We start from the raw sequence: 26,694 nt of genomic DNA on the forward strand, positions 1-26,694 counted from the left end.
TTCGGCAGGAGGATACGACCGTGGTCCGACGGCTCGTACGCCGATCCGCCGGCGGTCGTTCCTCGATAACGTCGGGGTGTGAATCTGCTCGTCCGGCGGCCCCCGCAGTGGCTGCTCGTCCACGCCGACACCGCCGTCGCGGTGCTGCTCGCGCTGGTGTCCGTGACGGATCGTCCGGGCCTGAACGTGAGCACCGCGTCGGCGCTGGTCTGCTGGCTGCCTGTGGCGGTGCGAAGGATCCGGCCGGTGCCCGCCTACTGCGGCGCGCTGCTGGCCGGCCCCCTGGTGCTCGCGCTGCAGGTGAACCGTATGACGACGATCGCGGTGGTGGCCCTGACCCTCTATCCGGTGGCGCTCACCCTGCCGGTGCGGCGATCGGCGATCGCCCTCGTGCCGGGTCTCCTCGTCACCGCGGGCGTCCTGCTGGTGTCGGTGATGAGCGCACCGCGCCGGGCGAGCGGCTGGCCGGACCCGGTCTTCATCGTCGGGATGGCGTGGCTGGTCGTGGGAGCGAGCTGGAGTCTCGGCACGGCGGCGCGCACCCGCCGCGAGTTCGCCGCGCGCGAGGCCGACAGGCGGGCCGAGAAGGCGGTGGCCGACGAGCGGTTGCGTATCGTGCGCGAGCTGCACGACGTCGTCGCCCATTCGATGAGCGTGATCACCGTCAGGGCGGGGGTCGCGGCCAAGGTCCTGGACCGTCATCCCGAGGAAGGGCGTGAGGCGTTGCGGGCCATCGAGGAGATCGGGCGCGGCTCGCTCGTGGAGATGCGCCGGTTCCTCGGTGTGTTGCGTTCGCCTGGCGGCGCACCCGAGAGCGCCCCGCTCCCCGGCCTCGCCGACCTGCCGTCCCTGGCGCACCGGGCGGCGGAGGCGGGTGTACGGGTCGATCTCTCGGTGAGCGGAACCGTGCCCGAGAGCATGGAGCTGCCCGTCTATCGCATCGTCCAGGAGGCGATCACCAACGTCGTCAGGCACGCCGCTCCCGCCCGCTGCCGCGCCGGCGTGTCGGTGGCCGACGGGATGGTGAGGATCTCCGTGGTCGACGACGGGCCGGAGCGGCGGATTCGGCCGGGTGAGATGGGACGGCGGGTACCACCAGGTGAGATAGGGCGGCAGGTCCCTCCAGGTGCGACGGGCGAGGCAGACATAGCGAAAAAAGCGGGCAAGGCAAACAGGGTAAAGAAGGCGGGCGAAGCGGGCAGAATGGAAAAGGCGGGCGAGGCGGGCGAGAGGGGCGGACACGGCCTTGTAGGGATGCGTGAACGAGCCATGATGTACGGCGGCGCCTTCGAGGCCGGCCCTCTGCCGGGGAGGGGGTTCGGCGTGTACGCGTCCTGGGAGATTCCTTAGCCCCGGACAGAGGTCCGCGGATCAGGCCGGGCCTGCCAGAAGTGGGCGTGTTGGGAGAGATCTCTTGATTCGAGTGCTCGTCGCCGACGATCAGGCACTGCTGCGCGGCAGCTTCCGTCTGCTGATCGACTCGGAGGACGATCTCGTCGTGGTCGGTGAGGCGGCCGACGGGCGGCAGGCGGTGGCGCTCACGCGGACGGAATCACCCGACGTTGTCCTCATGGACGTCAGGATGCCGGAGATGGACGGCATCACCGCGACCGAACAGATCTCCGGGGACACCAAGGTCCTCATCCTGACCACGTTCGACCTCGACGAATACGTCTACTCGGCGCTTCGGGCGGGTGCCAGCGGGTTCCTGCTCAAGGACGCGCCACCCGACGACCTTCTGAGGGCGATCCGGGTGGTCGCCTCAGGCGAGACGCTGCTCGCGCCGAGCGTCACCACGCGGTTGATCGCGGAGTTCGTACGGCGACCGGCCCGGCCGGTCCTTCACGGGCTCGACACGTTGACGGATCGGGAGCGCGAGGTGCTCACGCTCATCGCTCACGGGCTGTCCAACGCCGAGCTCGGCGCCCGGCTCCGGCTGAGCCCCGGGACCGTGAAGACGCACATCGGCCGGCTGCTGGCCAAACTACGGGCCAGGGACCGTGCCCAGCTCGTCATCTCCGCCTACGAGTCCGGCTTGGTGACGCCGCGTTAGCCGTACTCGGTGATGACGCCGGTGACAGTCGGCTGATCGGTGGAAAGCCATCGGTGCGCGGGAGCCGGGCGCGGCAGGACCTCCACGCGTCACCTTTCCCGCGTCTCCGTTGCGCACGTCACCTTTCTGTGCCTCCCCTTTCCGCGCGTCACCTTTCCTACGCCCCCTTTCCGCGCCTCCCCTTTCCAACGTCACTTTTCCGGCGTCACCTTTGGGCACGTCACCTTTCCGCGCCTCCCCTCCCCCCGAGTGGACGCACGAGCTCTTACCTGTGGACGCGTACGGACAGCGACTCCCGCGCGCGCAGGGTGTTGTTGTGATGGCGCCGAGTTGTGCCTGCGAGCAGGTCAAAAGTCTAGAAACGAGCCAAAGAACCGAGAACAAGTCAGAGGTCGAGGACGAGGCGGTCGGGTCGCGTCCTCGGAGCGGCGTAAAAGGCTCGACGAGGTAGGTGCCGCGGGCTGATCTTAGGTGGCTGCCGTTTCGGGTGTCGAGTCGGTGGCCGGGGTGGCCGTAGTGGCTGTCGGGCGGAACAGCTGGGCGAGGCAAGCAGGGCTCTGCGCAGGTACTGCAGGATGCGCAGGCCCTTGGAGGTGATGGTGAAACCGCGCCAGCCGCGGGCGGCGCGGTCCAGCACCGCCCAGGCCGGCGAACCGCCGAAGCGGCTGGTGGGCTGGGCCCGGGTGACCCTCGCGCCGAACGCGTCCCGCATGGTGGAGATCACCGTGGATCCGGCGGCCGTGAACCGTCCGCTGTCCTACTGGGACGCCGCGGCGGACCGGTGGACCATGCCGTCGGGACAGTACACGGTCCAGGTCGGCGGCTCCTCACGGAACATCTCGCTGAACGGCACGTTCCGCGTGTCCTGACGGGACGGCCTTCTCCCACGGACGTTTCCCCGATGGAGCGGTTGTCCCCGGGACACCCCCGGCGGGACGGTCGCTCCCCGAGCCGGGGATGTTCAGGGATCGGCCCCGGAGCGGGTGGAGCGGTTCCCCCGCCCCCCGCTCCCCCGCTCCCCCGCTCCCCCGCTCACTGTCGCTCCACCCGCTCTCCGACGTCCACCAGGACCGCGCGCAGCCATCGGTGCCCCGCGTCGGCCTGGTGGACCGAGTGGTACCAGAACGCCTCGATGACGGGCACCGCCTCGTAGGGGCAGGGCAGGATCTGGAAGTCCTCCAGCCCGGACATGCGCAGGGCCAGCCGCTCCTGCAGCAGGCAGATGCGCCGGGTGCCGGGAACGAGGAACGGCAGGGACTGGAAGTTCTCCACCACGATCTCGACCCGTGGCTCCACGCCGAGCATGGTGAGCTGGCGTGCCGCCGAGGCGATCGCCGTCGGGCCGCGGAAGGTCACCGCCCAGGGAAGCTCGCGCAGGTGGTCCATGGTGACGCCGTCGCGCAGGTCCGGGTGGTCGCGGTCGGCGACGATGACCCAGCGGTCGGTGTAGACGTCCACCGCCGGATGGGTGGAGATGAAGCCGTGCGGCATCAGCAGGCCGTCCACCGAGCGCAGGGTGGTGTCGATGTCGTCGACCCGCTGGACGTTGATCTGCAGGAACCGCAGGCGGACCCCGGGGGCCTCGCGATCGAGGGCGCGCATCAGCTCCTTCCCCAGGACGGTCAGCGCGTAGTCCGAGCTGACCAGGGTGAACTCGCGGTCGCTGACGGCGGGGTCGAAGTCGGGTCTGGCGGAGAAGACCCGGTCGACGACGTTGACCGCCAGCGCCGTCGCGTCGACCAGTGAGGTGGCCAGCGGGGTGAGCTCGAAGCCGTTGCCGACGCGCAGCAGCAGCTCGTCCTGGAAGTGCCGGCGCAGGCGGCCCAGCGCGGCGCTCGTGGCCGGCTGGCTGAGCCCGATCCGCACGCCGGCGCGGGTGACGTTGCGCTCCTCCAGCAGCGCGTGCAGCGCGGCCAGCAGGTTCAGATCGAGGCTCTCCAGTCTCATCGGATTCCCGGGATTCACTCGGTGGATGGGTTATCGAACACTATCCCCCTCCTGGATTCACCGTACGACGGCCGACCGTCCGCCATCTCGACGATTTAACCCCCTGGGGGTATGTTAAAGTCGCATGTCGAGATACCCCGCAGGGGTACATACGAGAGGGGAACCCTATGTGCACGGCATGCTCTTGCGGCACCGCGGACAACGCTTCCGCACGGAAGGAGACCGGCGGCGAGAGCGTCTACCGGGTCGACGGGATGACCTGCGGGCACTGCGTCTCCTCGGTCTCCGCCGAGATCGGCGAGGTCACGGGCGTGAGCGATGTCCGGGTCGACCTGGCCGGCGGCAGCGTCACCGTCACCGGGACGGGCTTCTCCGACGAGGAGATCCGCGCGGCCGTGGACCGGGCCGGCTACACGCTGGGGGGCGTCTCGCCCGCCGTGGCCTCCTGAGACGACCTTCGAGAGAACGAACGGCGGGCGCGCACCCGCACGCATGCCCGCCCGCCAGGCCGGTCGGACCCGAGCCCGCGACGCGTCCTGTCACCATGGCGGCGCGTGACGGTTCCCGGGGCGCACCCGTGGAACCGTCACCCCCGGAACACCGCCCGGAACACCGCCCGGAACACCGCCCGGAACACCGCCCGGAACACCGCCGACGACCGTACCCGGCGGTCCCGGAACCTCTACGCATACCATACGGGGGTATCCTGGCGGAGGAGATGACGACGAAGGGCGGCGGCATGCACGGCTACACGCACAACAAGCAGGACCACCTGCGGCGACTGCGCCGGATCGAGGGGCAGGCGCGGGGACTGCAGCGGATGGTCGAGGAGGACACGTACTGTATCGACATCCTCACCCAGGTGTCGGCGGCCAACCGTGCCCTGCAGTCCTTCGCGCTGTCCCTGCTGGAGGAGCACCTGGCGCACTGCGTGGCCGAGGCCACCGCCAAGGGCGGCGCCGAGGCCGAGCAGAAGGTCAAGGAGGCCACCGACGCCATCGCCCGCCTCGTGCGCTCCTGACCGGCGAACAGGCGCGGACCAGAGGCCGGGGCGCCAGCAGTTCCCGCCCTTCGACGGTGATCGGCACCAGGTCGGGGGCGACGGCCTTCCACTGGGAGCGGCGGTGACGGGTGTTGCCGCGCGAGGTCCTGCGTTTGGGGACGGCCACGTTCACCAACTCGCCTTCGTGACGGTGGTGCCGCGTGAGGTCCTGCACTCAGGGACGACCATGGTTCGCCAGCTCGCCTTCGTGGTGCCGGGCAGCTCGCCGCGGTGGGCCATCTCGCGGAAGCGGATGCGGGACAGGCCGAACTTCGTCAGGTGGCCGCGGGGGCGGCCGTCGACGGAGTCGCGGTTGCGGACGCGGGTGGCGGAGGCGTCGCCGGAGCCCGTACCGGTTCCGGTTCCGATTCCGGCGCCGATCGCGGGACGGGGGCGTTTCTCGTCATTGTGTTCCTCTCAGGGTGTCGAGGCATGCAATGATAATGGGAACGGTTTTCATTTACGCAAGCGGAGCCCGACACACGAGACCGTTCCCACACCCGGAAGGAGACCCGTGCCCACTCCCGTCCTCCTCGTCGCGGGCCTGCACGCCCAGGCCCGCACCGCCACCGTCGACCGGCTGCTGCACGACCACCCCGGCGCCGTCGCCGTCCACCACGACCTGCGCTCGGTGGCCACCGGCCGCGTCGAACGCCTCGTCCGCGACCGCTCCGGCGTCCTCGACCTCACCGAGATACGCCTCGCGCACGGCTGCGTCACCTGCACCGTCCGCGAGGACCTGCTCCCCCAGCTCCTCCGGCGCGCCTCGACCGCCTCCCTGCTCGTCGTGGACCTGTGGGACTCGGTCGAGCCCCGGGCGGTGGCCGAGGCGATCGACCGCGAGGAGGCCCGCGGCCCGCTGCGCCTGACCGCCGTGCTCACCGCGCTGCACGCCGAGCACATGCCGATCGACATCACCCGCGGCGACCGCCTCGCCGAGGCCGGCCTGTCCGCGGCCGGCGGCGACCGGCGCCACCTGGCCGAGGTGCTGGCCCGTCAGATCGAGTACGCCACCGGCCTGGTCCTGTACGGCGGCGACGCCGACGACGAGGACCTGTCCCGTCGCGTGCTGACCCACCTCGCCCCCCTCACCCCCGTCCACCGGACCACCGCCCTGCCCGGGGTGCGCGCCGACGCGCTCTGCACCGTCGAGCTGGCCGAGCGGGTGGACCCCGCGACCGCCCGGCTGCCCTGCGACACCAGCACCGAGGAGATCACCACGCTGGTCTGGCGCAGGCGCCGCCCGCTGCACCCGGCGCGCCTGTTCGACGCCGTGGACGAGCTGGTCACCGAGTCGGTCCGCTCCCGCGGGCGGTTCTGGCTGGCCACGCGCCCCGAACGGCTGCTGGCCTGGGACGCGGTGGCCGGAGCCGTCTCGGTGGAGGACGCCGGGCCGTGGCTCGCCGCCCTTCCCGGAGCCGCCTGGGAGCTGGTGTCCCCCGCCCGCCGTACGGCCGCCTCCCTGGACTGGGACGCCGAGTACGGCGACCGCGTCCAGCACCTCGTCCTCACCGGCCCCGACCTCGACGTCGGCCGCGTCACCGCGTTGCTCGACTCCTGCCTGCTCACCGAGGCCGAGCGGCGGGCCGGCCCCGCGGCCTGGACCGCCTGCCCCGACCCGTTCGCACCCCTCCTCACCCTCCGGGAGAGCGCATGAGGCCCCGGCGCCGCGCACGGCGGCCCCTCAGCCGTCCCGGCCCCACCGGTGCAGGGCGGTGAACCGGCCTCTGGAAAACTTGGTATTCCGAAATTTCGGATTTGTGGTTGAATCGATGTATGCATTCCATCCTCAGCATGCTCCTGACCACGGCGCTGGCGGCTCCGATGACCGGCGCCGTCGCCGCTCCCGCCGACCTCAAGGACGTTGAGGCCGTCCTCGCCTACATCCGCGCCCACCCCGACGACGTCGCGCTGGTGACCCGGGGCCTCAGCCACAACGCCGGCCGCCTCACCCCTGTGGCGTCGGCCATCAAGATCACCCACCTCGCCGCGTACGCCGACGCCGTCCGCAGGGGGAAGGTCACGCCGGGCGAGCGCGTCCCGGTGGCCCTGTGGAACGCCTACCACCTTCCCGGCACCGACGGCGGCGCCCACGAGGCGGCGCTCAAGAGGCTCAAGCCCGGTGCGAGCGTCACGCTCGACCAGGTCGTCTCCGCCATGATCGAGGAGAGCGACAACGCCGCCGCCGACCTGCTGCGCGACCGCCTCGGCCCCGGCGCGCTGCGCAAGGTCGCGCGGACGCGCGTCGGCACGATCAACGGCGAGATCCTGCGCGCCTTCGGCGGCTGCCGCCTCCCCGCCGACACCTGCCTGAGGAAGTACGTCAAGGCCGGCAAGCCGGTACAGGTCACGCTCCCCGCCTTCACTCGGCAGGCCGACTGGGCCGAGACCGTCACCCGCGTCGAACCCGGCGTCCTGCGCGGGGTGCTCGCCGGGCTCAGGAAGGACAGGACGGCGAGCCGGCACCTGGAGTGGCCGATGCGTCAGCCCGGCGCCGACCCCGGCACGCTGCTCATCGGCACCAAGGGCGGCTCGCTGCCCGGCGTCATCAGCGAGGCCATGTACACCGTCCGGCCCGGTGAGAAGCCGCGCGAGACCGTCCTCGCGCTGCGGCGCCTGCCCGAGGAGACCTGGTCCTCCGGGATGCGAAGCTATGCTCATCAGCAGTTCCTCGTACGGATGGCGACCGATCCCGCCTTCTTCTCGAGGGTCCGCGCAGCGTTGAAGTGAGGCCACCCTGACCAGTGCCGACGACAGGTTCCGCGACCTCGAGGCACGGGTCGCCGCCCTTGAGACCGCGCTCGCCGCCTCGACGGCACCGCAGACACCGGAGATCGGCGACGACAGCGGCCTGATCACCTACGGCGGCCAGGCCAGGTTCGGCGGCTACCGGTGGCTGTGGGAGATGGCACGCAGTCCCGGCTGGCTGCTTCGGCAGCCGGCCGGTCCGCTGGCCGCGGTGCTGGCCGCCGCCGGGCATCCGGCGCGCTTCGAGATCCTGCAGCTCCTGGTCGTGGGGCCCAGGGCGGTCGCCGACCTGCAGACCGAGCTGGCCCTGGCCTCGCCCGGCCAGCTCTACCACCACCTCAAGACGCTGGCCTCGGCCGGGCTGGTCGAGCAGCCCGAGCGAGGGGTCTACCGGGTGCCGCCGCACGCGATCTTTCCCGTGCTGGCCCTGGCCGCCGCCGCGACCGACGTGACCGAAAGCCCCGGCACCTCGGCGAGGCCCCACGACCCTCCCGGCTGAGGTCCGGGGAGCGCGCGACGGCGGGGCACCGCCGGGCCTGACGCGACAGGGAACGGGTCGATCAGGAATCGAGAAGCGCCGGCCTCCGGTCCGCCCCTAGCATGACCGGCAGGAGCGTCTCCGTTCGCGCGGGTCCTCCTCCCGCACGGCCCGGACGCGTCCCCGGCCCTCCGTTCGCCCTCTCCCGGGGCGATCCCGGCCGGAGACCCACGACACCAGGAGCGACCATGACCGGCTCTTCCCCCCGGGGCACCTCGACCGTGCCGCATCACGTTCCCGGCCCGGTGAGCGCCGAGGTCCGCGGCCGATGAGCGCCGCTCCCCGCTCCCCCGCCCGGCGCCGTCAGGACAGCGAGCACCGGCTCGCCCACGACGTCGACGTCTGGGTGGCCACCGCCTCGGCCGACGGCGTACCCCACCTGGTGCCGCTGTCCTTCGACTGGGACGGCGAGGCGCTGCTGTTGTCCACGTCGGCCGGCAGCCCGACCGGCAGGAACCTGGCCGCCACCCGGACCGTCCGGCTGGGCCTGGGCCACACCCGCGACGTCTCCATGATCGAGGGCGACGTCGAGGTCCTCGAGATCGACGCGCTGCCTCGGGAGCGGGGGGACCGGTTCGCCGCGCGCACCGGCTTCGACCCGCGCGCGGCCTCCACGCCCTACCTCTGGTTCCGCGTCGTCCCGCGCCGCGTCCAGGCGTGGCGCGAGGTGAACGAGATGTCCGGCCGGGAGCTGATGCGCGACGGCCACTGGACGACCTGACCTCCCGGCCGGGCGCACCTGCCGGAACGTCGGCATGGTCGGGATGTCCGTCCCGTGCGGCGCGGTGCCGCGTTTCCCTCCCGGCCCCGGGGCCGGGATTCTCCCCTTGAGAGGTACTCGATGAGCATGGCCGAGAGCACGGACCCGCCCGCGCCGCACGCCGCCGACGGGCACGACCTGATCCGCGTGCACGGCGCGCGCGTGAACAACCTCAAGGACGTCAGCGTCGAGATCCCGAAGCGCCGGCTGACGGTGTTCACCGGCGTCTCCGGCTCGGGCAAGAGCTCGCTGGTGTTCAGCACGATCGCCGCGGAGTCCCAGCGGCTGATCAACGAGACCTACAGCGCCTTCGTGCAGGGCTTCATGCCGACACTGGCGCGTCCCGAGGTGGACGTGCTCGACGGCCTGACGACCGCGATCATCGTGGACCAGCAGCGGATGGGCTCCGACCCCCGCTCCACCGTCGGCACCGCCACCGACGCCAACGCGATGCTGCGCATCCTCTTCAGCCGGCTCGGGCAGCCGCACATCGGCTCGCCCCAGGCCTTCTCCTTCAACATTCCCACGGTCCGGGCGAGCGGCGCGATCACCGTCGAGCGCGGCTCCCAGAAGACCGAGAAGGCGACCTTCACCCGCATCGGCGGCATGTGCACGCGCTGCGAGGGCCGGGGCTCGGTCACCGATCTCGACCTCGCCGAGCTCTACGACGACTCCAAGTCGCTCGCCGAGGGCGCGTTCACCATCCCCGGCTGGAAGTCCGACAGCTTCTGGACCGTGCGGACCTACGCCGAGTCGGGCTTCGTCGACCCGGACAAGCCGATCCGCGACTACACCGAGAAGGAGCTCCACGACTTCCTCCACAAGGAGCCGGTCAAGGTCAAGGTCGACGGCGTCAACCTCACCTACGAGGGGCTGATCCCGAAGATCCAGAAGTCGTTCCTGTCCAAGGACCGGGAGGCGATGCAGCCGCACATCCGGGCGTTCGTGGACCGGGCGGTCACCTTCACGACCTGCCCCGAGTGCGAGGGCACCCGGCTCAGCCAGGACGCCCGCTCCTCGCGGATCGCGGGCGTCAACATCGCCGACGCCTGCGCGATGCAGATCAGCGACCTCGCCGCATGGATCGGCGGCCTCGACGAGCCGTCGGTCGCGCCGCTGCTGGCCGCGCTGCGGCACACCCTCGACTCGTTCGTGGAGATCGGGCTGGGCTACCTCTCGCTCGACCGGCCGTCGGGCACGCTGTCGGGCGGCGAGGCGCAGCGCGTCAAGATGATCCGCCACCTCGGCTCGGCGCTCACCGACGTGACCTACGTCTTCGACGAGCCCACCATCGGCCTGCACCCCCACGACATCCAGCGCATGAACGACCTGCTGCTGCGGCTGCGGGACAAGGGCAACACCGTGCTCGTCGTCGAGCACAAGCCGGAGACGATCGTGATCGCCGACCACGTCGTCGACATCGGCCCCGGCGCCGGTACGGCGGGCGGCACCATCTGCTTCGAGGGCAGCGTCGAGGGCCTGCGGGCCGGCGGTACCGTCACCGGCCGCCACCTCGACGACCGGGCCTCCCTCAAGGAGACGGTGCGGACCCCCAAGGGCGCGCTGAAGATCCGCGGCGCCGACCGTCACAACCTCCAGAACGTCGACGTCGACATCCCGCTCGGCGTCCTGTGCGTCGTCACCGGCGTCGCCGGATCCGGCAAGAGCTCGCTGATCCACGGATCGATCCCCCCGGGCGCGGGCGTGGTGTCCGTCGACCAGGCACCCATCCGCGGCTCACGGCGCAGCAACCCGGCGACGTACACCGGGCTGCTCGACCCGATCCGCAAGGCGTTCGCGAAGGCCAACGGCGTGAAGCCCGCGCTGTTCAGCGCCAACTCCGAGGGCGCCTGTCCCACCTGCAACGGCGCCGGCGTCACCTACATGGACCTGGGGATGATGGCCGGCGTCGCCACCACCTGCGAGGAGTGCGAGGGGAAGCGGTTCCACGCGTCGGTGCTGGAGCACCACCTCGGCGGCCGCGACATCAGCGAGGTGCTCGCCATGCCGGTGGTCGAGGCCGGGGAGTTCTTCGGTGCCGGTGAGGCGCGCACCCCGGCCGCGCACGCCATCCTCGGCCGCCTCGCCGACGTCGGGCTCGGCTACCTCCGGCTCGGCCAGCCGCTCACCACGCTGTCCGGCGGCGAGCGGCAGCGGCTCAAGCTGGCCACCCACATGGCCGACAGGGGCGGCGTCTACGTCCTCGACGAGCCGACCACCGGCCTGCACCTCGCCGACGTCGAGCAACTGCTCGGCCTGCTGGACCGGCTCGTCGAGTCCGGCACGTCGGTCATCGTCATCGAGCACCACCAGGCGGTCATGGCGCACGCCGACTGGATCGTCGACCTCGGTCCCGGCGCCGGCCACGACGGCGGCCGAATCGTCTTCGAGGGCACACCGGCCGACCTCGTCGCCGCCCGCTCCACCCTCACCGGCGAGCACCTCGCGGCCTACGTCGGCACCGGCGCGAAGGTGGCTCCCTGACGCTCCCGCCGGGCGGCGGGACCACGGCGAACGGCAGGATCGCGGCGAGCGGCGCACCCGGGGGCGCCCTCGTCGCGTTCCACCCGCGGACGCGTTTCATCCGCGGACGCGTTTCTCCTCAACGGACGCGTTCCCGCCGTGGAGGCGGTCCACTCACGGACGTGATCCACTCGCTGACACGCTTCCCCCACGGAGCGGACGCGGTCCACCCGCGGCCCCGGACGCGCCCCACCCGCGGACCGGACGCGCCCCACCCGCGGAGTGGACGCCCCCCCTCGGATACGTGATCGATGTCCGGCCGAGCCGCCGCTGATACACCGCTTCGGCGGGGTTGACATCCGCGTCGCCCATGGTGACTCCCATGAGAGCCCGTCGTCCTGTCACCACCCCGGCGAGCGGCACCGCCCCGCCCGGTCCGGTCCTGCCCGCCCTGCTCACCCTGGTCCTGCTCACCCTGGTCATGACCGGCCTGGTCCTGGCCGGTCTCGTCCTGCCCGGTCCGGGGAGGGCCGGGTCCGTGACCGACGGCGACGGGTTACCCTGGCCGCGGGAGGGCCAGGCCGCCGTCGAGATCGAAGGCCGCGGTGTCCTCGGCGTCAGGGGCACCCGGACGCCGGTGCCGATCGCGAGTCTCGCCAAGGTGATGACGGCCTACGTGGTCCTCGAAGACCATCCCCTCATGGGGAGTCGGAGCGGCCCGCTCATCACGATCGACGCCACGGCCGAGCGGGAGAGCTCCTCCCCCGACGAGTCGACCGTCTACGTCATCCGGGGCCGGACCTACACCCAGCGGCAGTTGCTGCAGCTCATGCTGATCCGCTCGGGCAACAACATCGCCCGGCTGCTGGCGCGCTGGGACGCGGGCGGTCAGGCCGCCTTCGTCGCGAAGATGAACCGGACCGCCGCCGCCCTGGGCATGGCCGACACCGTCTACACCGGCGCCAGCGGCTACGAGGACACCACCCGCAGCACCGCGGCCGACCAGTTGAAACTGGCCCGCGCGGCCATGGGGAACCCGGTGTTGCGCGCCATCGTCGCCACGAGGGAGACCACCGTTCCCGGCATCCCGGGCATGATCGTCAACACCAACACGCTGCTCGGCACGTCGGGCGTGATCGGCCTCAAGACCGGTTCCAGCACCGCCGCGGGAGGGAACCTGATGTGGGCGGCACGCGGCGGGCGGCGCCTGATCCTCGGCGTCGTCCTGCACCAGCGCGCGGGCTCGCCGCCCGCCCGGGGGCTGGGGGCCGCCCTCGACGCCTCCGGGCGGCTCGTCGCGGCGATCCAGCGGGACATGGGAGAGCCCGCCGGCGGTCGCGACGGCCCCGGTGTCCGCGGGGTCAGCGGTCCGGCGGCGGGTCGTCCGGCGGCGGGTCGGGCAGGGTGACGGTGACGCTCGCGCCACCGCCGGGGGGATCGGCGAACCGGAGAGCCGCGCCGATGACGCGGGCGTGACCGAGCACGATGGTCAGCCCGAGCCCGTGCCCCCGCCCCCGTTCGGCCCGTCCCGTGCGGAAGCGCTGCGCCTGCCCGTCGTTCAGATTCGCGAGGAGGTCGGGAGGGAAACCGGGGCCGTGGTCGCGGACGACGACCCGGTGGGAACCCACGGTGATCTCCACCGGACCGGCGCCGTGCGTGCGGGCGTTGAGGACCAGGTTGGCGATGATCCGCTCCAGGCGCCGCGGGTCGGTGACGACCGTCGCACCGGCTCCGCCGCCCCCGCCGCCGTCGGCCGCGCCACCGGCCGCGTCGTCCCCGTCGCAGGCGGTGGTACGGAGATCGTCGGTGGTACGGAGATCGGCGGGCACGCCGAGGCGGTGCAGCGACTCGCGGACCAGATCGGCCAGCGGCACCGGCTGCCGGTCGGCCCGCTCGTCCCCGGCGTCCAGGCGGGATATCTCCAGCAGGTCGTCGACCAGGCCGCGCAGCACGTCGATCCGGTCGCGGACCAGGTCGGTGGCCTGCCCCTCGGGCAGCAGCCGGCCCGCGGTCAGCAGTCCCATCAGCGGGGTGCGCAGATCGTGTGCGACGTCGGCCGTGAAGCGCTGCTCGGCCAGCAGCCGCCGCTGCAGACCGGTGGCCATGGAGTTGAGGGCGGCACAGATGTCGGCGATCTCGTCCCGGCCGCCCGCGTCGGCGCGGGCGTCCAGGTCTCCGCCGGCGATCCGGCGGGCGGTGCGGGCGACCCGCCGCAGCCTCCGGTTGGGCAGTTCGGCCACCAGTACCGACAGCGGTACCACTCCGGCCAGGGCGAGCAGCCCGGCCTTGGCCATGTCGCGATCCAGCGCGTACAGGCCGCGCAGTTGTGAGCCCATCGAGATCTGTACGCGCACCACCTGGCGGCCGTCGCCACCGTAGGGCCGGGCGGCCCACATCCACGGTTCGTCCCGGTGATCGAGCCCGTACCAGGTCACCGGCCGGTCGGGGCGCAGCCGGCCCGCCAGGGCGGCCGGGAGCTCCCCGGCGTCCACGACGTCGCCGGGCCGGTCGCCGGGCGGGTCCGCGAGCACCTCCCCGGCAGGACCGCCGGCGGGGGTCGTGAGCCGGTCGACGGCCTGCAGGGCCCGTGCCTCTCCCTCGTCCAGGCTGCGCTGCCAGCTCGACCGGTGCACCAGGAGGCCGACCACGGTGGCGACGGCGGCGGCGGCGAGCGTGACGAGAGCGGCGATCTTCCAGCGCAGCGAGGCCGGATTCACGTGCCGCACAGCTTGTAGCCGAATCCCCGGACCGTCTCGATGCGATCGGCGCCGATCTTCCTCCGCAGGCGCTGCACGCACAGGTCGACCACGCGGCTGTCGCCGTCCCAGCCGTAGTCCCACACGCTGCGCAGCAGCGTCGCACGCTCCAGCACGATGCCGGGGTGGGCGGCGAACTCCAGCAGCAGCCGCAGCTCGGTCGGGGCCAGCTCGACGCGCCGCCCGGCCCGCCGTACCTCCAGTGCGGCGGTGTCGATGCTCAGCTCGCCGAAGGTCAGCACGCCGCCCGCCGGGTCCTGTCCCGTCGCGGGCCGGGTGAAGGTGGCGCGGCGCAGCAGGGAGCGGATCCTGGCCACCAGCACCGGCAGGTCGACCGGTTTGACCACGTAGTCGTCGGCGCCGCCCTCGAGGCCGGCGACGACGTCCAGGCCGTCGCCGCGGGCCGACATCATGAGGATCGGCACCTGGCTGGTCTCCCGGATCCTGCGGCACACGCTGATGCCGTCCAGCCCGGGCAGCATCACGTCGATCAGCAGCAGGTCGTGGTCGCCCGCCAGGGCCGCCTCCAGGCCGTCCAGCCCGTCGGCGGCGGTGCTCACCCGGTAGCCGTAGCGCTCCAGGGCCAGGCCGACCGACGTACGGATCACCGCGTCATCTTCGACGAACAGCAGAGACGTCACCCGGACACCGTATATGCACCTATATGTACGAATTCTCGTTTCCGGCGTCGCACTCGGGGAGATCCCGACCTTTCCGATCTTCCCGGCCCCCGGCCGGGTGATCCCGACGCTGCCGGTCCCACCGGCCGCGCGGTTTGTCCCTCCCGTAACGGGAGGGTCTACCGTCCCGGGGCATGAGAATCATCGTGCACGACACGGCGTCCGCCATGACCGACCTCCTGCGGCGCCCGCTGGAGGAGCGGCCCGACGCCCTGCGGGACCTGCTCGAGCCCCTGCGGAGCGTCATGGCCGTGGCGGGTCACGGGGACATGGTCCAGTTGCACCTGATGGGCAGCGGTTTCCGCATCGACCGCGAGGACCCGCGCTACCTGACGGCCCTGGAGCGGATGCGGGAGGCGGGGGTGTGGAACGAGATCGAGAACCGCCTCGCCGCGGCGTGGAAGCGGCTGAGCGACGCGGTCCCCGGGGTCGGGAGCGCCGAGACGGTGCACGTCTTCCTGGTGCTCGGCAATCCCGACGAGGAGCTCCTGACGGGCCTGAACTCCGGCTACTTCGGCATGGGCGGCATCCCCGGGGGGATCCACCTGACGATGTGGCCCACCGGGACGAGCCTGGCGAAGATCGGCCACGCCGCCGCGCACGAACTCCACCACAACGTCCGCTACGCCAACGTGGTCTGGAACCCCATGACGGTCACGGTGGGCGAGCAGGTCGTGGCCGAGGGGCTGGCCGAGGCGTTCGTACGGGAACTGTCGGGCGAGGAGGCCATGGGCCCCTGGGCGACGACGCTGACCGGCGCGGCGCTGGACGAGGCCTACGAGAAGGTCGTGGCCGGGATCGACGTGGCCGGGATGGGGAACCTGTCCGCGTACGTGCACGGCGACACCACCGCGCGGCACATGGGACAGGAGCCCGTCGGGCTGCCGGACTTCGCCGGATACGCGGTCGGCCTCAGGATCGTGGACGCCCACATGGCGGCCTCCGGCCTGACCGCCGCCCAGAGCGTCGCGCTGCCGGCACGCGACATCCTGGTGAACGCGGGCGTGCCGACCCGCGCGTGACGCGCCCCGCGGATCGGGCGGCGAGACCCCGTCCGACGATCCGGCCGGCGATCCGGACGACCGGGCCGGCCGGGCCCGCCGGGAGCGCGTCGCAGGGCACGGGGCGGACACCGGGGGTGCGGCTCCGGCTGCCTGCCGCGCGGCACTGGGACACTGACCCGGTGACGAGCGACGACCGCGAACGGGAACCGGCCACCACCGGGCAGGACGCCGGGCCGCCCGGCGTCGGCGGTCTCACCGTCGGCCGGACGGCCGCCCTGGTCGGGGTCAGCGTGCGGACCCTGCACCACTGGGACGAGATCGGCCTCGTGTGCCCCAGCGAGCGCACCTGGGCCGGTTACCGGGTGTACTCGGGCGACGACGTCACCCGCATCCACGGCGTCCTCGTCTACCGCGAGCTCGGCCTTCCGCTCGCCGAGATCGGCCGCATCCTCGACGACCCGGACGCCGACGCGCGCCACCACCTGCTCCGGCAGCGCTCACAGCTCGCGGAGCGCATCTCCCGGCTGCAGACGATGGTCGGCGCCGTCGACCGCATGCTGGAGGCGTCGAGACCCGGGATACGGCTGACCCCGCAGGAGCAGGTGGAGATCTTCGGCGCCGACTGGCGGCCCGCCCTGGTCGAGGAGGCCGAGGAGCGCTGGGGCGGCAGCGCGCAGTGGGCGCAGTACGCCCGGCGGGCCGCCGCGATGACACCGCAGGACTGGAAGGAGATCATGACCGTGACCGAGACCCTCAACGCCGATCTCGCCGCCGCCCGGCGCGCCGGCGTCGTGCCCGGCTCCGACGAGGCGAACGCCCTGGCGGAGCGGCACCGCGCGTCGATCGCCGGGTACTTCGACTGCACGCACGCGAGGCAGGCCTGCCTCGGGCGGATGTACGTCGACGACCCCGGATTCACGCGGACCTACGACGCGCTCGAACCGGGCCTGGCCGCCTGGCTGCGTGATGTGATCTTCGCGAACGCCCGGCTCCACGGGGTCGACCCGGAGTCCGCGACGTGGGAGTGACCGCCCCGGGCGGCGCGGGAGCGCCACCGGGCGGCGCGCCCGGTGGCGTGGCGTCGGCCCCCCGGCCCGGCGCCACGGCCCCCTCGGGACGGTCAGGCGTCCGACGTCGCGAATGTTGTCCAACCGATACCGGGACGAGCGGCTTTTCGATCACGTCGTGAGGAGGATGGTCACCATGTCGCGTACCCTCACGGCGGGAGCGGGGGCGGCGATCTTCGTGATCTCCCGCATCGCCGCGCGAGGGGTGTTCGGCCTGATGCAGGGCTGCCTGTGGGCGCGCTACCGCAACATCTGGGCGATCATCCTCGTCCACGTCCTGACCGACCTCGTCCACGTGGGCCTGCTCATGGGACGATGAGTCATCACGCGCCCGAGACCGCATCGGCCGTACCTCATCCACCCAGCGGGCGCGTTTGTCCGAGCCCCACAACTCCGGCCGCGAAAGACGCGCCGTCCCCGCCATTCCGGCGGCCGGGGGCAGCCGGGAGGATGGAGCCCCGTTGGGGCGGGGACGACCGCCGTGTTCACCGCCTCCGAAAGGCCCGCTCAGTGTTCAGTCGTGTCGCCATCGTCAACCGCGGTGAAGCCGCCATGCGGCTCATCCACGCCGTCAGGGACCTGTCCGCCGAGACGGGGACCCGGATCGAGACCGTCGCGCTGTACACCGACTCCGACCGGACGGCCACGTTCGTCCGCGAGGCCGACCTCGCCTACGACCTGGGACCCGCGGCGAACCGGCCCTACCTCGACCACGCGGTCCTGCGCAGGGCCCTGGTCGAGACCGGCGCGGACGCCGCCTGGGTCGGCTGGGGCTTCGTGGCCGAGGACCCGGCGTTCGCCGAGCTGTGCGCCGAGGTGGGCGTGACGTTCGTCGGCCCCAGCGCCGAGGCGATGCGCAAGCTGGGCGACAAGATCGGCTCCAAGCTGATCGCCGAGCAGGTCGGCGTGCCCGTCGCGCCGTGGAGCCGCGGCCCCGTGGAGACCTTGGAGGAGGCCACGGAGGCCGCGGAGCGGATCGGCTACCCGCTGATGCTCAAGGCGACCGCGGGAGGCGGCGGCCGCGGCATCCGCATGATCTCCAACGCCGAGGAGCTGGCCGGCGCCTACGAGCTGACCCGCCAGGAGGCCGCGCGCGCGTTCGGCAGCGGCGTGGTGTTCCTGGAGCGCCTGCTGACCGGCGCCCGGCACGTCGAGGTGCAGGTCATCGCGGACGGCCAGGGCGGTGCCTGGGCGCTGGGCGTACGCGACTGCTCCGTCCAGCGCCGCAACCAGAAGATCATCGAGGAGTCGGCCTCGCCGGTCCTCGACGCCGGCCAGGTCGCCGAGCTGAAGGCCTCGGCCGAGCGGCTCGTCCTGGAGGTGGGCTACCGGGGCGCCGGGACCATCGAGTTCCTCTACCACCCCGGCGACCGGATGTTCGCCTTCCTTGAGGTCAACACCCGGCTGCAGGTCGAGCACCCCATCACCGAGATCACCACCGGCGTCGACCTGGTCAAGACCCAGCTGCACATCGCCGCCGGTGGAAAGCTGGAGGGGGAGGCGCCCGCCGAGTGGGGACACGCCGTCGAGGCGCGCCTCAACGCCGAGGACCCCGACCGCGACTTCGCCCCCTCCCCCGGCCGGATCGCCCGCCTGACGCTGCCCAGCGGCCCCGGCGTCCGGGTGGACACCGGCTTCAGCGAGGGCGACACGATCCCCGCCGACTTCGACTCGATGATCGCCAAGATCATCGCGCACGGCCGTGACCGCGCCGAGGCGCTGGCCCGCCTGCGCCGCGCCATGACGCAGACGACCGTCATCATCGAGGGCGGCGTGACCAACAAGGGCTTCGTCCGCATGCTGCTCGACGAGCCCGCCGTGATCGACGGGTCGGCCGACACCGGCTGGATCGACCGCGTACGCGCCCAGGGCGCCCTGGTCTCCCACCGCCACTCCGCGATCGCGCTCATCGCCGCCGCCGTCGAGGCCTACGAGGACGAGGAGAGCCTGACCCGCGGGCGCTTCCTGACGGCCGCCCACGGCGGCCGCCCGCAGTCGCAGCACGACAGCGGCCGCGCGCTGGAGCTCAAGCTCCGCGACGTCGGCTACCGCGTCCGGGTCGCCCGCACCGGCGGGCACCGCTTCCGCATCGGCATCGCCGTCGGCGCCGGGGGCCCCGAGCACGCCGCCGACGTCGACATCGAGCGCTTCGACGAGCACAGCGGCCACCTCACCGTCAACGGCGTCCGCTTCAAGGTCGTCACCGGCACCCACGGCCCCACCCACCTGGTCGAGGTCGACGGCGTCACCCACCGCATCAGCCGCGACGAGGGCGGCGTCGTCCGCTCGCCCGTGCCCGCGCTCGTGGTGGCCACCCCGCTGCAGGCGGGCGACGAGGTCGAGGCCGGCGCCCCCCTGCTGGTGGTCGAGAGCATGAAGATGGAGACCGTGCTGCGCGCCCCCTTCAACGGCCGCGTACGCGAACTGTCGGTCTCCGTCGGCAGCCAGGTCGAGACCGGCGCACGCCTGCTCAGCCTGGAGCCGCTCGGCGACGGCGACGAGAAGGCGGGCCCCGCGGCCGGCGCGCCGGACGTCGAGCTGGACCTGCCGCCCGAGCCGGCCGGCGTGCCCGCCGCCGAGAGGGCCGCGCGCGGCCTGCAGGACCTGCGCGGCCTGCTGCTCGGCTTCGACGTCGACTCCCGGGACGAGAAGCGCCTGCTGGAGGGCTACCTGGCCGCGCGTGACGAGCTCATCGCGAGCGGCGAGCACGACCCGGCCGGCGAGGTCGAGCTGCTGCGCCTGTTCGCCGACCTGAGCGAGCTCAGCCGCAACCGGCCCGCCGTCGAGGAGACGAAGTCCCCCGCCGCGGTGCACAGCCCCCGCGAGTACTTCCACACCTACCTGCGCTACCTCGACCCGGACCGCTCCGACCTGTCGGAGACCTTCCGCCAGCGCCTGACCCAGGTGCTGTCGCGCTACGGCGTCGAGAGCCTGGACCGCACCCCGGAGCTGGAGGACGCGGTCTTCCGGATCTTCCTGGCCCAGCAGCGCGCCGCCACCGACGTCGCCGTGGTGACCACGCTGCTGCGCCGGTGGGCCGAGGAGCCCTCGCCCGCCGAGGCCCACCGCGTCACCGTCGGCCTGGCGCTGGAACACCTGGTCGCCGCCACCCAGATCCGCTTCCCCGTCGTCGCCGACCTGGCGCGCGGCGTCGTGTTCGCCTGGTTCGCCCAGCCGCTGCTGCGCCGCGCCCGCGCCAAGGTCTACGCCTCCGTACGCAAGCACCTGCGCCACCTCGACCACCACCCCGACGCCCCCGACCGCGCCGAGCGCATCTCCGCCATGGTCGCCAGCGCCCAGCCGCTGGTGCGGCTGATCGGCCAGCGCATCGGCCGCGAGGGCGCCGACCCCGTGCCGCTGCTGGAGGTGCTGAGCCGCCGCTACTACGGCAACCGCGCGCTCGGCGACATCCGCGTGCGCAAGGTGGCGGGCTGCACGTTCGTCGTGGCCGACCACCGCACCGCCACCGGCACCGGGCGCGTCGTCACCACCGCCATCGACCTGCCCGCCCTCGACCAGGCCGTCAAGGCGGTCGACGCCTTCGTCGGCGACGGCGAGCTCGTCGCCGACATCTACCTGAGCTGGCCCGACGCCCCCGGCGACCCCGACGAGATGGCCGGGCGCCTGCGCGAGGTCCTGGCCGCCCAGCAGCCGTCGGGCCGCATCGGCCGCATCACCGTGACCGTCGCCGGCAGCAGCGGCGCCGTCATGCACCCCCACTTCACCTTCCGGCCCTCCACCGGCGGCTTCGCCGAGGAGCGCCTGCTGCGCGGCCTGCACCCGCGCATCGCCGAGCGCATGCAGCTGGAGCGGCTGCGCGACTTCGACCTGGTGCGGCTGCCCGCCCCGGACGAGGAGGTCTACCTCTTCCGCGCCACCGCCCGGCAGAACCCCTCCGACGAGCGTCTCGTCGCCCTGGGCCAGGTCCGCGACCTGACCCCGCTGCGCGACGACGAGGGCAGGCTCGTCGCGCTGCCCGCCGCCGAGGACATCATGGTCACCTGCCTGGACGCGATCCGCCGCGCCAGGAAGCCCGGCGCCAAGACCTCGGCCACCAACCGCATCGTCATCTACGTCTGGCCGCCGACCGACCTATCCCCCGAGGACCTCAAGGCGGTGGCCGAGCGCGTGCTGCCCACGACCGCGGGCGCGGGCCTGGAGGAGGTGCTCTTCCTGGGCCGGCGCCGCGACGCCACCACCGGCGAGCTCGTCGACATCGCCGTCCGGGTCGGCTACGAGGTCGGCTCCGGCATGCGGCTGTCCATCACGGCACCGCCCACCGAGCCCGTCGAGCCGCTGGACGACTACCGCCAGGAGGTGCTGCGCGCCCACGCCCGCGGCACCCACCACCCCTTCGAGCTGACCGACATGCTCGCCGGGCCGCTCGGCTCGTTCACCGAGTACGACCTGGACGAGCGGGCCGTGCTGGTGCCGGTGAACCGTCCCAAGGGGCGCAACACCGCCGCGCTCGTCGCCGGTGTCGTCAGCACGCCCACGCCGCGCCACCCCGAGGGCATGACCCGCGTCGTCCTGCTGGGCGACCCCACCAAGGCGCTGGGCGCCCTGTCGGAGCCCGAGTGCGCGCGGGTGATCGCCGCCCTGGACCTGGCCGAGCGGATGCGGGTGCCGCTGGAGTGGTTCGCCCTGTCGGCCGGCGCCCGCATCTCGATGTCGTCGGGCACCGAGAACATGGACTGGGTGGCCGCCGCGCTCAAGCGCATCGTGACCTTCACCCAGGACGGCGGAGAGATCAACATCGTGGTCGCGGGCATCAACGTCGGCGCCCAGCCGTACTGGAACGCCGAGGCCACGATGCTCATGCACACCAAGGGCATCCTGGTGATGACCCCGGACTCGGCGATGGTGCTGACCGGCAAGCAGTCGCTCGACTTCTCCGGCGGCGTGTCGGCCGAGGACAACCACGGCATCGGCGGATACGACCGCATCATGGGCCCCAACGGCCAGGCCCAGTACTGGGCGCCCGACATCCGCGGCGCGCGGGCCATCCTGATGGCGCACTACGACCACACCTACGTCGCCCCCGGGGAGAGCCGTCCCCGCAGGACCGTCACCGGCGACCCCACGGACCGCGACGTGTCGACGTTCCCCCACGCCGTGCCCGACAGCGACTTCACCACCGTGGGCCAGATCTTCTCCGTCGAGTCCAACCCCGACCGCAAGAAGCCCTTCGACATCCGCACGGTGATGCGCGCGCTGTCCGACCAGGACCACCCGGTCCTGGAGCGGTGGGCGGGCATGGCCGACGCCGACACCGCCGTGGTCCAGGACGTCCACCTGGGCGGACGGCCGGTCTGCCTGCTGGGCATCGAGTCCCGCTCCGTGCCGCGCCGTGGCTTCCCGCCCACCGACGGCCCCGACACCTACACCGCCGGTACCCTGTTCCCGCAGTCGTCCAAGAAGGCCGCCCGGGCCGTCAACGCCGCCAGCGGCAACCGTCCCCTGGTCGTCCTGGCCAACCTGTCGGGGTTCGACGGCTCCCCCGAGTCGATGCGCAGGCTCCAGCTGGAGTACGGCGCCGAGATCGGCCGCGCGGTGGTGAACTTCCAGGGCCCCATCGTGTTCTGCGTGATCTCGCGCTACCACGGCGGCGCGTTCGTGGTGTTCTCCAAGGCGCTCAACCCGAACATGACCGTCCTGGCCGTCGAGGGCTCCTTCGCCTCGGTGCTCGGCGGCGCCCCGGCCGCCGCCGTGGTCTTCGCCCGCGACGTCGACAAGCGCACCGGGAACGACCCCCGCGTCCAGGCGCTCGCCGCCCGCGTCGCCGAGGCACCGGCCGCCACCCGTGCCGCGCTGGCCGCCGAGCTGGCCGAGCTGCGCTCCTCGGTACGGGCCGAGAAGCTCACCGAGGTCGCCACCGAGTTCGACCGCGTGCACAGCATCCAGCGGGCGGTCGACGTCGGCTCGGTGGACGCGATCATCAGCTGCGCCGAGCTGCGCCCGCGGATCATCGAGGAGGTCGAGAAGGGCCTCGCCGGCCACTCCTGACCCGGAGACGACCGGCCGCCCCCGGGGCCTGGGCCCGGACCGGGGGCGGCCGGTCGCCACACGTGCCCGCGCACATCGGAGCGGGCGGCCGGTCGCCACGCGTGCTCGCATCCACCGGCCCGGGGGCGGCCCCGCCGGAGTGATACGGCGCTGAAGAGCCTCAGCGTTCCCCGAGAGTTCGTGAATTCCGAAGGGGGCATGGGGCGGAACCCACGGTGAGATACCTCGGAGGGTGGCATGTCAGGTCGCGGGTTGGCGAACAGGAGCCGTTTCTCCGTGACCTGCGATGTAGGGGCCTGGGTGCCGCCAGGACGGCCGTCGGCGTTGGTGGCTTCGGGCCTCGGGGCGTCGCCCATTAGTGCGGGGCTTCGTGGTCCCGACGCTGGCCGGGGCGGCGATGGCGGCATCGGGGAGAGGATGCATGTGGCGGGGCTGCGGCACAGGTGATGGCCGGATGAGGTCATGTGGTGGCGGTGTTTACGGCGGTCCTGGCCGTGACCGATGGGACGAAAGTGACGCAGCGGGTGCGGGGCGCCCTTCGGAGGGCGGGCCAGGCTTGCCGGTCCGGCTTTTTCAGGCCTGGACCTGCGGTTTCGCGTCGGCTGAGGTCTGCCGGGGAGCCTGTCTGGTCCTGGCCGGATGGATAGTGAATGGGTATGGAACGGTCCGCAATCAAATGAGAACTTCATTCGGTTTGTTTTGGTCTGACCTGACTTGATGTGGTCATTGTGTGTATCGACGTGATTTCTTACCGTCATCGGCGTGGGCCCGCGGGGCCCGGCCGGGAGGCGTGCGATGGGATTTTTGCGCAGTAGGACCACAGGATTCTCTGCGGCCGTCACGACGACGTTGAACCAGCCGTGGACGTTGTGGTGCCTGCGCGGGGATGAGGCCGCGCTGGTCGACACGAAGGCTCTGCAGTGGCGCAAGCCGCTGGCACAGGCGTTCGACGGAGCGTTCGCCACGCTGCCCGAGCCGTTCGCCAGCTGCAGCGACGGCCTCATACGCCTTAGCCACGGCTCCACGCTCTTCCTCGCCGGCGACCAGTGCCTGGAGCAGGACTGGGGCAAAAAAATCCTCTATCGGGGGCCGATCACCGGCTACCCGGGCCTGGGGGCTCACATCCCGGCCGCGTTCCGCAGCGACCTCGACATCGCCGTGCAGTTACCCGCCCTCTACGACACACGCCGCACCCTGCTGATCAAGGGCGATCAGTGCGCGGTCATCATGTGGGGCCAGGGCGTGGGCTATCAGGGCCCGCTGTCGGGCATGGAGGGCGCCGGGTGGAAGAGGCTGCCCAAGGACATGAGCGGCGACTTCGATCACGCCATCATGTGCTTCCCCGGCGGGGGGTATCGGACCTTGTTCATCAAGGGCGACAAGGCGATGGACCTCGACTGGGGCCAGGGCCCCATAGCCGTGGGCACCTGGGCGGAGGTCCTGCCCGGACTGGCCGCCCTGCCCGCCGACTTCCAAAAGCCCCGCCTGCCGGCCGCGGGGCGGTTCATCGGGACCACCGAAGACGGCGGCTCGAAGATCGACTTGCGGGTCGACCTGGTCGGTGCGCTCCCGGTCATCTCCGGCGACATCTTCGACATCACTGCAAACGGGGAGGAGTACTCCAACTCCTTCGTGCTGGAGGGAACCGCGCCCCTCGCCCTGCCGGGCACCCTGGAGGGCACCGCGACCTACGCCGAGGAGACCATGCGGCCAAGGCTGTCGGTGACGGTCGGCAAGCTCGCCCCCGGCGGCACCGCCACCGTCACCCGCAGCAACCCCGACGACGAGGACGTCGAACCCTACGTCTACACCTGCGCCTACGTCTCCCGGTTCCTGCGCACCATCGACTGGGAGATCGACTACATCGCAGGAACCACGCCGGTCGGCCAGTACGCCACCACCGACCACCCTCGTCCGCCCGGACTGGACAAGAGGGTCATGACCGTCCAGGCGGCCTTCGCCGACGCCGGAGTCGAACTGCGCACCGGGGGCGCCGCCAACGAGGTGGCTCTGTCCGAGGCGGACAAGGACCTGATGTGGTCGACGGCCGAACTGCACGCCGCGATGAGCCGCCACTTCAGCCTGCACCGCGACACCCAGCAGTGGAAGCTGTGGACCTTCATCGCCAATCGCAAGGCCAACAACGACGGTACCCCCAGCAGAGCCGACGGCACCATGTTCGACAGCAACGGCACCTTCCAGCGGCAGGGCATGGCCACCTTCTACGACGTCATGCAGGAGGTCGAGATAGTCGGCACGCGCGATGAACTGTTCACCTTCATCCACGAGATCGGCCACGCCCTCAACCTGGCCCACACCTTCGGCAAGGACAGCACCATCCCCCCGCAGCCGATGGGCCCGCGCGACGGCTACGGCGACAAGTCGTTCATGAACTACCAAGACGATTACCAGGGAGACCCAGCGACAGGGGAAGGAGACGGCGGGGCCGCCTTCTGGTCGGTGTTCGCCTGGCAGTTCACCCCCGGCGAGCTGCGGCATATGCGCCACGGCTTCTACGCAGACGTCGTCATGGGCGGCAAACCCTTCATGACCGGCGCCGCCCACCTGCCCGCCCTCCCCCCGCCCGCCCCCACCCAGTCCGGGCTGCGCCTGCGGCTGTCGGGCAGCGAGTCCTTCTCCCACGGAGAACCCGTCACCGTCGAGATCAAGCTGTCCCTGGACGGCAGCCGACCGGCGGCCGAGGCCGTCGACGATCTCACCCCGGCAGGCAGCCACCTCACCGTCCTGATCACCGATCCGGCCGGTCAGGTCCGCCCCTTCCAGCCGATCGCCCGCGACTGCGGCAACCACCATCGCCTCACCCTCGACGCCGGCACCCCGGCTCTGTACGCCGGCGCCTACCTCGGCTACGGCGCCGGCGGCTTCACCTTCCCCGAGCCCGGCACCTACCGCCTCCAGGCCCGCTACCGGGCACCCGACGGCTCCACCGTCGTCTCACCCGAGCACCTCATCACCGTCAAGGCGCCCGCCGACGACACCGACCGAGCCGTCGGTGATCTGCTGCTGGGCGACCAGCAAGGCATCCTGCTGGCCCTGCGCGGCTCGGACGCCCCCCAGCTCGCCGACGGCAACGCCGCCCTGGACACCCTCATCGCCGACCACCCCGACCACCCGCTGGCCGTGCACGCGCGGATGGCCAAGGGCGCCAACGCCGGACGCAACTTCCTCACCCTCACCGAGAGCGGCGTCGAAGTCCGCACCGCCGACACCGACACCAGCATCGAACAACTCGCCGCGGTCGTGGAGACCACCCTGGACCCCACCACCGACGCCGGAGTCGACAACATCACCCTGAACGAGACGATGCGCCGCCTGGCCCGCGCCCACGCCCGCGCCGGCGACCTCACCGAAGCCGACACCGTCCTGGACCAGCTCGTGGAGACCTTCCGCGACAAGGACGTCCCGAAGCCGGTGCTGGCCACCATCGTCGAGCAGGCCGAAGCCGCCCGCACCGAGCTGCACGACCAGGCCTGACAGTCTCCGGGCCTGCGCTGTCCCGGCGGGCAGCGCAGGCCAACCAGGCGGCGACAACCTCACCGAGATCAATGCCCCTGCCTGCGGCGGCGGCGGTAGAGGTCACTCGCCGTCTGCGTGAATCCGCGATGTATA

General features: G+C 72.1%; 20 protein-coding genes and 1 pseudogene. 16 read left to right on the plus strand and 5 right to left on the minus strand.

Annotated features, from left to right (window positions below; translation table 11 throughout):
• Positions 1-78: 78 nt before the first annotated feature.
• The 3 genes from ACLQ2R_RS25525 to ACLQ2R_RS25535 all read left to right on the plus strand — a co-directional run bounded on the left by ACLQ2R_RS25525 (position 79) and on the right by ACLQ2R_RS25535 (position 2,922).
• Positions 79-1,350: a histidine kinase gene (locus ACLQ2R_RS25525; protein WP_425963097.1), complete on the plus strand. Its 1,272-nt coding sequence runs from the start codon at positions 79-81 to the stop codon at positions 1,348-1,350.
• Positions 1,351-1,414: 64 nt separating this feature from the next.
• Positions 1,415-2,053 (plus strand): response regulator, encoded by a 639-nt coding sequence (locus tag ACLQ2R_RS25530; RefSeq protein ID WP_425963098.1) that lies wholly within the window; start codon positions 1,415-1,417, stop codon positions 2,051-2,053.
• Between the two features lie 575 nt (positions 2,054-2,628).
• On the plus strand, positions 2,629-2,922 hold the full coding sequence (locus ACLQ2R_RS25535; RefSeq protein WP_425963100.1) for a fibronectin type III-like domain-contianing protein: 294 nt from the start codon (positions 2,629-2,631) through the stop codon (positions 2,920-2,922).
• 163 nt (positions 2,923-3,085) lie between these two features.
• On the opposite strand, the gene ACLQ2R_RS25540 is transcribed toward ACLQ2R_RS25535, so the two are convergent.
• Positions 3,086-4,000 carry a LysR family transcriptional regulator gene (locus ACLQ2R_RS25540; protein WP_425963101.1) on the minus strand — a complete coding sequence of 305 codons (915 nt, stop codon included), beginning with the start codon at positions 3,998-4,000 and terminating at the stop codon, positions 3,086-3,088.
• A 167-nt stretch (positions 4,001-4,167) separates the two neighbouring features.
• On the opposite strand from ACLQ2R_RS25540, the gene ACLQ2R_RS25545 reads away from it, so the two are divergent.
• Both ACLQ2R_RS25545 and ACLQ2R_RS25550 read left to right on the plus strand, forming a co-directional pair.
• On the plus strand, positions 4,168-4,449 hold the full coding sequence (locus ACLQ2R_RS25545) for a heavy-metal-associated domain-containing protein (protein ID WP_425963103.1): 282 nt from the start codon (positions 4,168-4,170) through the stop codon (positions 4,447-4,449).
• A gap of 269 nt (positions 4,450-4,718) precedes the next feature.
• A complete protein-coding gene (locus ACLQ2R_RS25550) occupies positions 4,719-5,021 on the plus strand; it encodes a metal-sensitive transcriptional regulator (RefSeq protein ID WP_425963104.1) in 303 nt (100 codons plus the stop codon).
• Here ACLQ2R_RS25550 and rpmF read toward each other — a convergent pair.
• Entirely contained in the window at positions 4,978-5,217 is a 240-nt protein-coding gene (rpmF, locus tag ACLQ2R_RS25555; protein ID WP_425963105.1) for a 50S ribosomal protein L32, read from the minus strand. The two genes, ACLQ2R_RS25550 and rpmF, sit on opposite strands and share 44 nt — an antisense overlap.
• 20 nt (positions 5,218-5,237) lie before the next feature.
• Positions 5,238-5,381: pseudogene (locus ACLQ2R_RS25560) on the minus strand (30S ribosomal protein S14); the annotation flags it as partial.
• A 175-nt stretch (positions 5,382-5,556) separates the two neighbouring features.
• On the opposite strand from ACLQ2R_RS25560, the gene ACLQ2R_RS25565 reads away from it, so the two are divergent.
• The 6 genes from ACLQ2R_RS25565 (at position 5,557) to ACLQ2R_RS25590 (ending at position 12,959) form a co-directional block, all read left to right on the plus strand.
• Complete coding sequence (locus ACLQ2R_RS25565; protein WP_425963106.1) at positions 5,557-6,699, plus strand: CobW family GTP-binding protein; 1,143 nt, start codon at positions 5,557-5,559, stop codon at positions 6,697-6,699.
• 119 nt (positions 6,700-6,818) lie between these two features.
• Positions 6,819-7,772: a serine hydrolase gene (locus ACLQ2R_RS25570; protein WP_425963107.1), complete on the plus strand. Its 954-nt coding sequence runs from the start codon at positions 6,819-6,821 to the stop codon at positions 7,770-7,772.
• Positions 7,773-7,947: 175 nt separating this feature from the next.
• Positions 7,948-8,289, plus strand: a complete 342-nt coding sequence (locus ACLQ2R_RS25575) for an ArsR/SmtB family transcription factor (protein WP_425963109.1) — start codon at positions 7,948-7,950, stop codon at positions 8,287-8,289.
• Between the two features lie 307 nt (positions 8,290-8,596).
• On the plus strand, positions 8,597-9,049 hold the full coding sequence (locus tag ACLQ2R_RS25580) for a pyridoxamine 5'-phosphate oxidase family protein (protein ID WP_425963110.1): 453 nt from the start codon (positions 8,597-8,599) through the stop codon (positions 9,047-9,049).
• A 120-nt stretch (positions 9,050-9,169) separates the two neighbouring features.
• Positions 9,170-11,572: an ATP-binding cassette domain-containing protein gene (locus tag ACLQ2R_RS25585; RefSeq protein ID WP_425963111.1), complete on the plus strand. Its 2,403-nt coding sequence runs from the start codon at positions 9,170-9,172 to the stop codon at positions 11,570-11,572.
• 361 nt (positions 11,573-11,933) lie between these two features.
• Positions 11,934-12,959 (plus strand): D-alanyl-D-alanine carboxypeptidase family protein, encoded by a 1,026-nt coding sequence (locus ACLQ2R_RS25590; protein ID WP_425963112.1) that lies wholly within the window; start codon positions 11,934-11,936, stop codon positions 12,957-12,959.
• Here ACLQ2R_RS25590 and ACLQ2R_RS25595 read toward each other — a convergent pair.
• A complete protein-coding gene (locus ACLQ2R_RS25595; protein WP_425963113.1) occupies positions 12,913-14,277 on the minus strand; it encodes a sensor histidine kinase in 1,365 nt (454 codons plus the stop codon). The genes ACLQ2R_RS25590 and ACLQ2R_RS25595 overlap by 47 nt on opposite strands.
• Positions 14,265-14,948 carry a two-component system response regulator CseB gene (gene cseB, locus ACLQ2R_RS25600; RefSeq protein ID WP_425963114.1) on the minus strand — a complete coding sequence of 228 codons (684 nt, stop codon included), beginning with the start codon at positions 14,946-14,948 and terminating at the stop codon, positions 14,265-14,267. The genes ACLQ2R_RS25595 and cseB overlap by 13 nt, the downstream gene beginning before the upstream one ends.
• Before the next feature lie 173 nt (positions 14,949-15,121).
• Here cseB and ACLQ2R_RS25605 point away from each other — a divergent pair, with 173 nt between their 5' ends.
• The 5 genes from ACLQ2R_RS25605 (at position 15,122) to ACLQ2R_RS25625 (ending at position 26,559) form a co-directional block, all read left to right on the plus strand.
• On the plus strand, positions 15,122-16,009 hold the full coding sequence (locus ACLQ2R_RS25605) for a DUF2268 domain-containing protein (RefSeq protein ID WP_425963115.1): 888 nt from the start codon (positions 15,122-15,124) through the stop codon (positions 16,007-16,009).
• Positions 16,010-16,170: 161 nt separating this feature from the next.
• Positions 16,171-17,019, plus strand: coding sequence for a MerR family transcriptional regulator (locus ACLQ2R_RS25610; protein ID WP_425963116.1), 849 nt, complete (start codon positions 16,171-16,173; stop codon positions 17,017-17,019).
• A gap of 175 nt (positions 17,020-17,194) precedes the next feature.
• Positions 17,195-17,377 carry a CPBP family glutamic-type intramembrane protease gene (locus tag ACLQ2R_RS25615; RefSeq protein ID WP_425963117.1) on the plus strand — a complete coding sequence of 61 codons (183 nt, stop codon included), beginning with the start codon at positions 17,195-17,197 and terminating at the stop codon, positions 17,375-17,377.
• 191 nt (positions 17,378-17,568) lie between these two features.
• Positions 17,569-23,064, plus strand: a complete 5,496-nt coding sequence (locus ACLQ2R_RS25620; protein WP_425963118.1) for a carboxyl transferase domain-containing protein — start codon at positions 17,569-17,571, stop codon at positions 23,062-23,064.
• 849 nt (positions 23,065-23,913) lie between these two features.
• Positions 23,914-26,559: a M12 family metallo-peptidase gene (locus ACLQ2R_RS25625; protein WP_425963119.1), complete on the plus strand. Its 2,646-nt coding sequence runs from the start codon at positions 23,914-23,916 to the stop codon at positions 26,557-26,559.
• Positions 26,560-26,694 lie beyond the last annotated feature (135 nt).

The organism is Streptosporangium sp. DT93 (assembly GCF_049844535.1).
Lineage (GTDB): Bacteria > Actinomycetota > Actinomycetes > Streptosporangiales > Streptosporangiaceae > Streptosporangium.

What these genes read in the sequence shown, in the direction of transcription:
- ACLQ2R_RS25535 (WP_425963100.1), top strand. Translation starts at nt 2,629, where the DNA reads ATGCGCAGGCCCTTGGAGGTGATGGTGAAACCGCGCCAGCCGCGGGCG.
- ACLQ2R_RS25540 (WP_425963101.1), bottom strand. Translation starts at nt 4,000, where the DNA reads ATGAGACTGGAGAGCCTCGATCTGAACCTGCTGGCCGCGCTGCACGCG.
- ACLQ2R_RS25545 (WP_425963103.1), top strand. Translation starts at nt 4,168, where the DNA reads ATGTGCACGGCATGCTCTTGCGGCACCGCGGACAACGCTTCCGCACGG.
- ACLQ2R_RS25550 (WP_425963104.1), top strand. Translation starts at nt 4,719, where the DNA reads ATGACGACGAAGGGCGGCGGCATGCACGGCTACACGCACAACAAGCAG.
- ACLQ2R_RS25570 (WP_425963107.1), top strand. Translation starts at nt 6,819, where the DNA reads ATGCATTCCATCCTCAGCATGCTCCTGACCACGGCGCTGGCGGCTCCG.
- ACLQ2R_RS25575 (WP_425963109.1), top strand. Translation starts at nt 7,948, where the DNA reads ATGGCACGCAGTCCCGGCTGGCTGCTTCGGCAGCCGGCCGGTCCGCTG.
- ACLQ2R_RS25580 (WP_425963110.1), top strand. Translation starts at nt 8,597, where the DNA reads ATGAGCGCCGCTCCCCGCTCCCCCGCCCGGCGCCGTCAGGACAGCGAG.
- ACLQ2R_RS25585 (WP_425963111.1), top strand. Translation starts at nt 9,170, where the DNA reads ATGAGCATGGCCGAGAGCACGGACCCGCCCGCGCCGCACGCCGCCGAC.
- ACLQ2R_RS25590 (WP_425963112.1), top strand. Translation starts at nt 11,934, where the DNA reads ATGAGAGCCCGTCGTCCTGTCACCACCCCGGCGAGCGGCACCGCCCCG.
- ACLQ2R_RS25605 (WP_425963115.1), top strand. Translation starts at nt 15,122, where the DNA reads ATGAGAATCATCGTGCACGACACGGCGTCCGCCATGACCGACCTCCTG.
- ACLQ2R_RS25615 (WP_425963117.1), top strand. Translation starts at nt 17,195, where the DNA reads ATGTCGCGTACCCTCACGGCGGGAGCGGGGGCGGCGATCTTCGTGATC.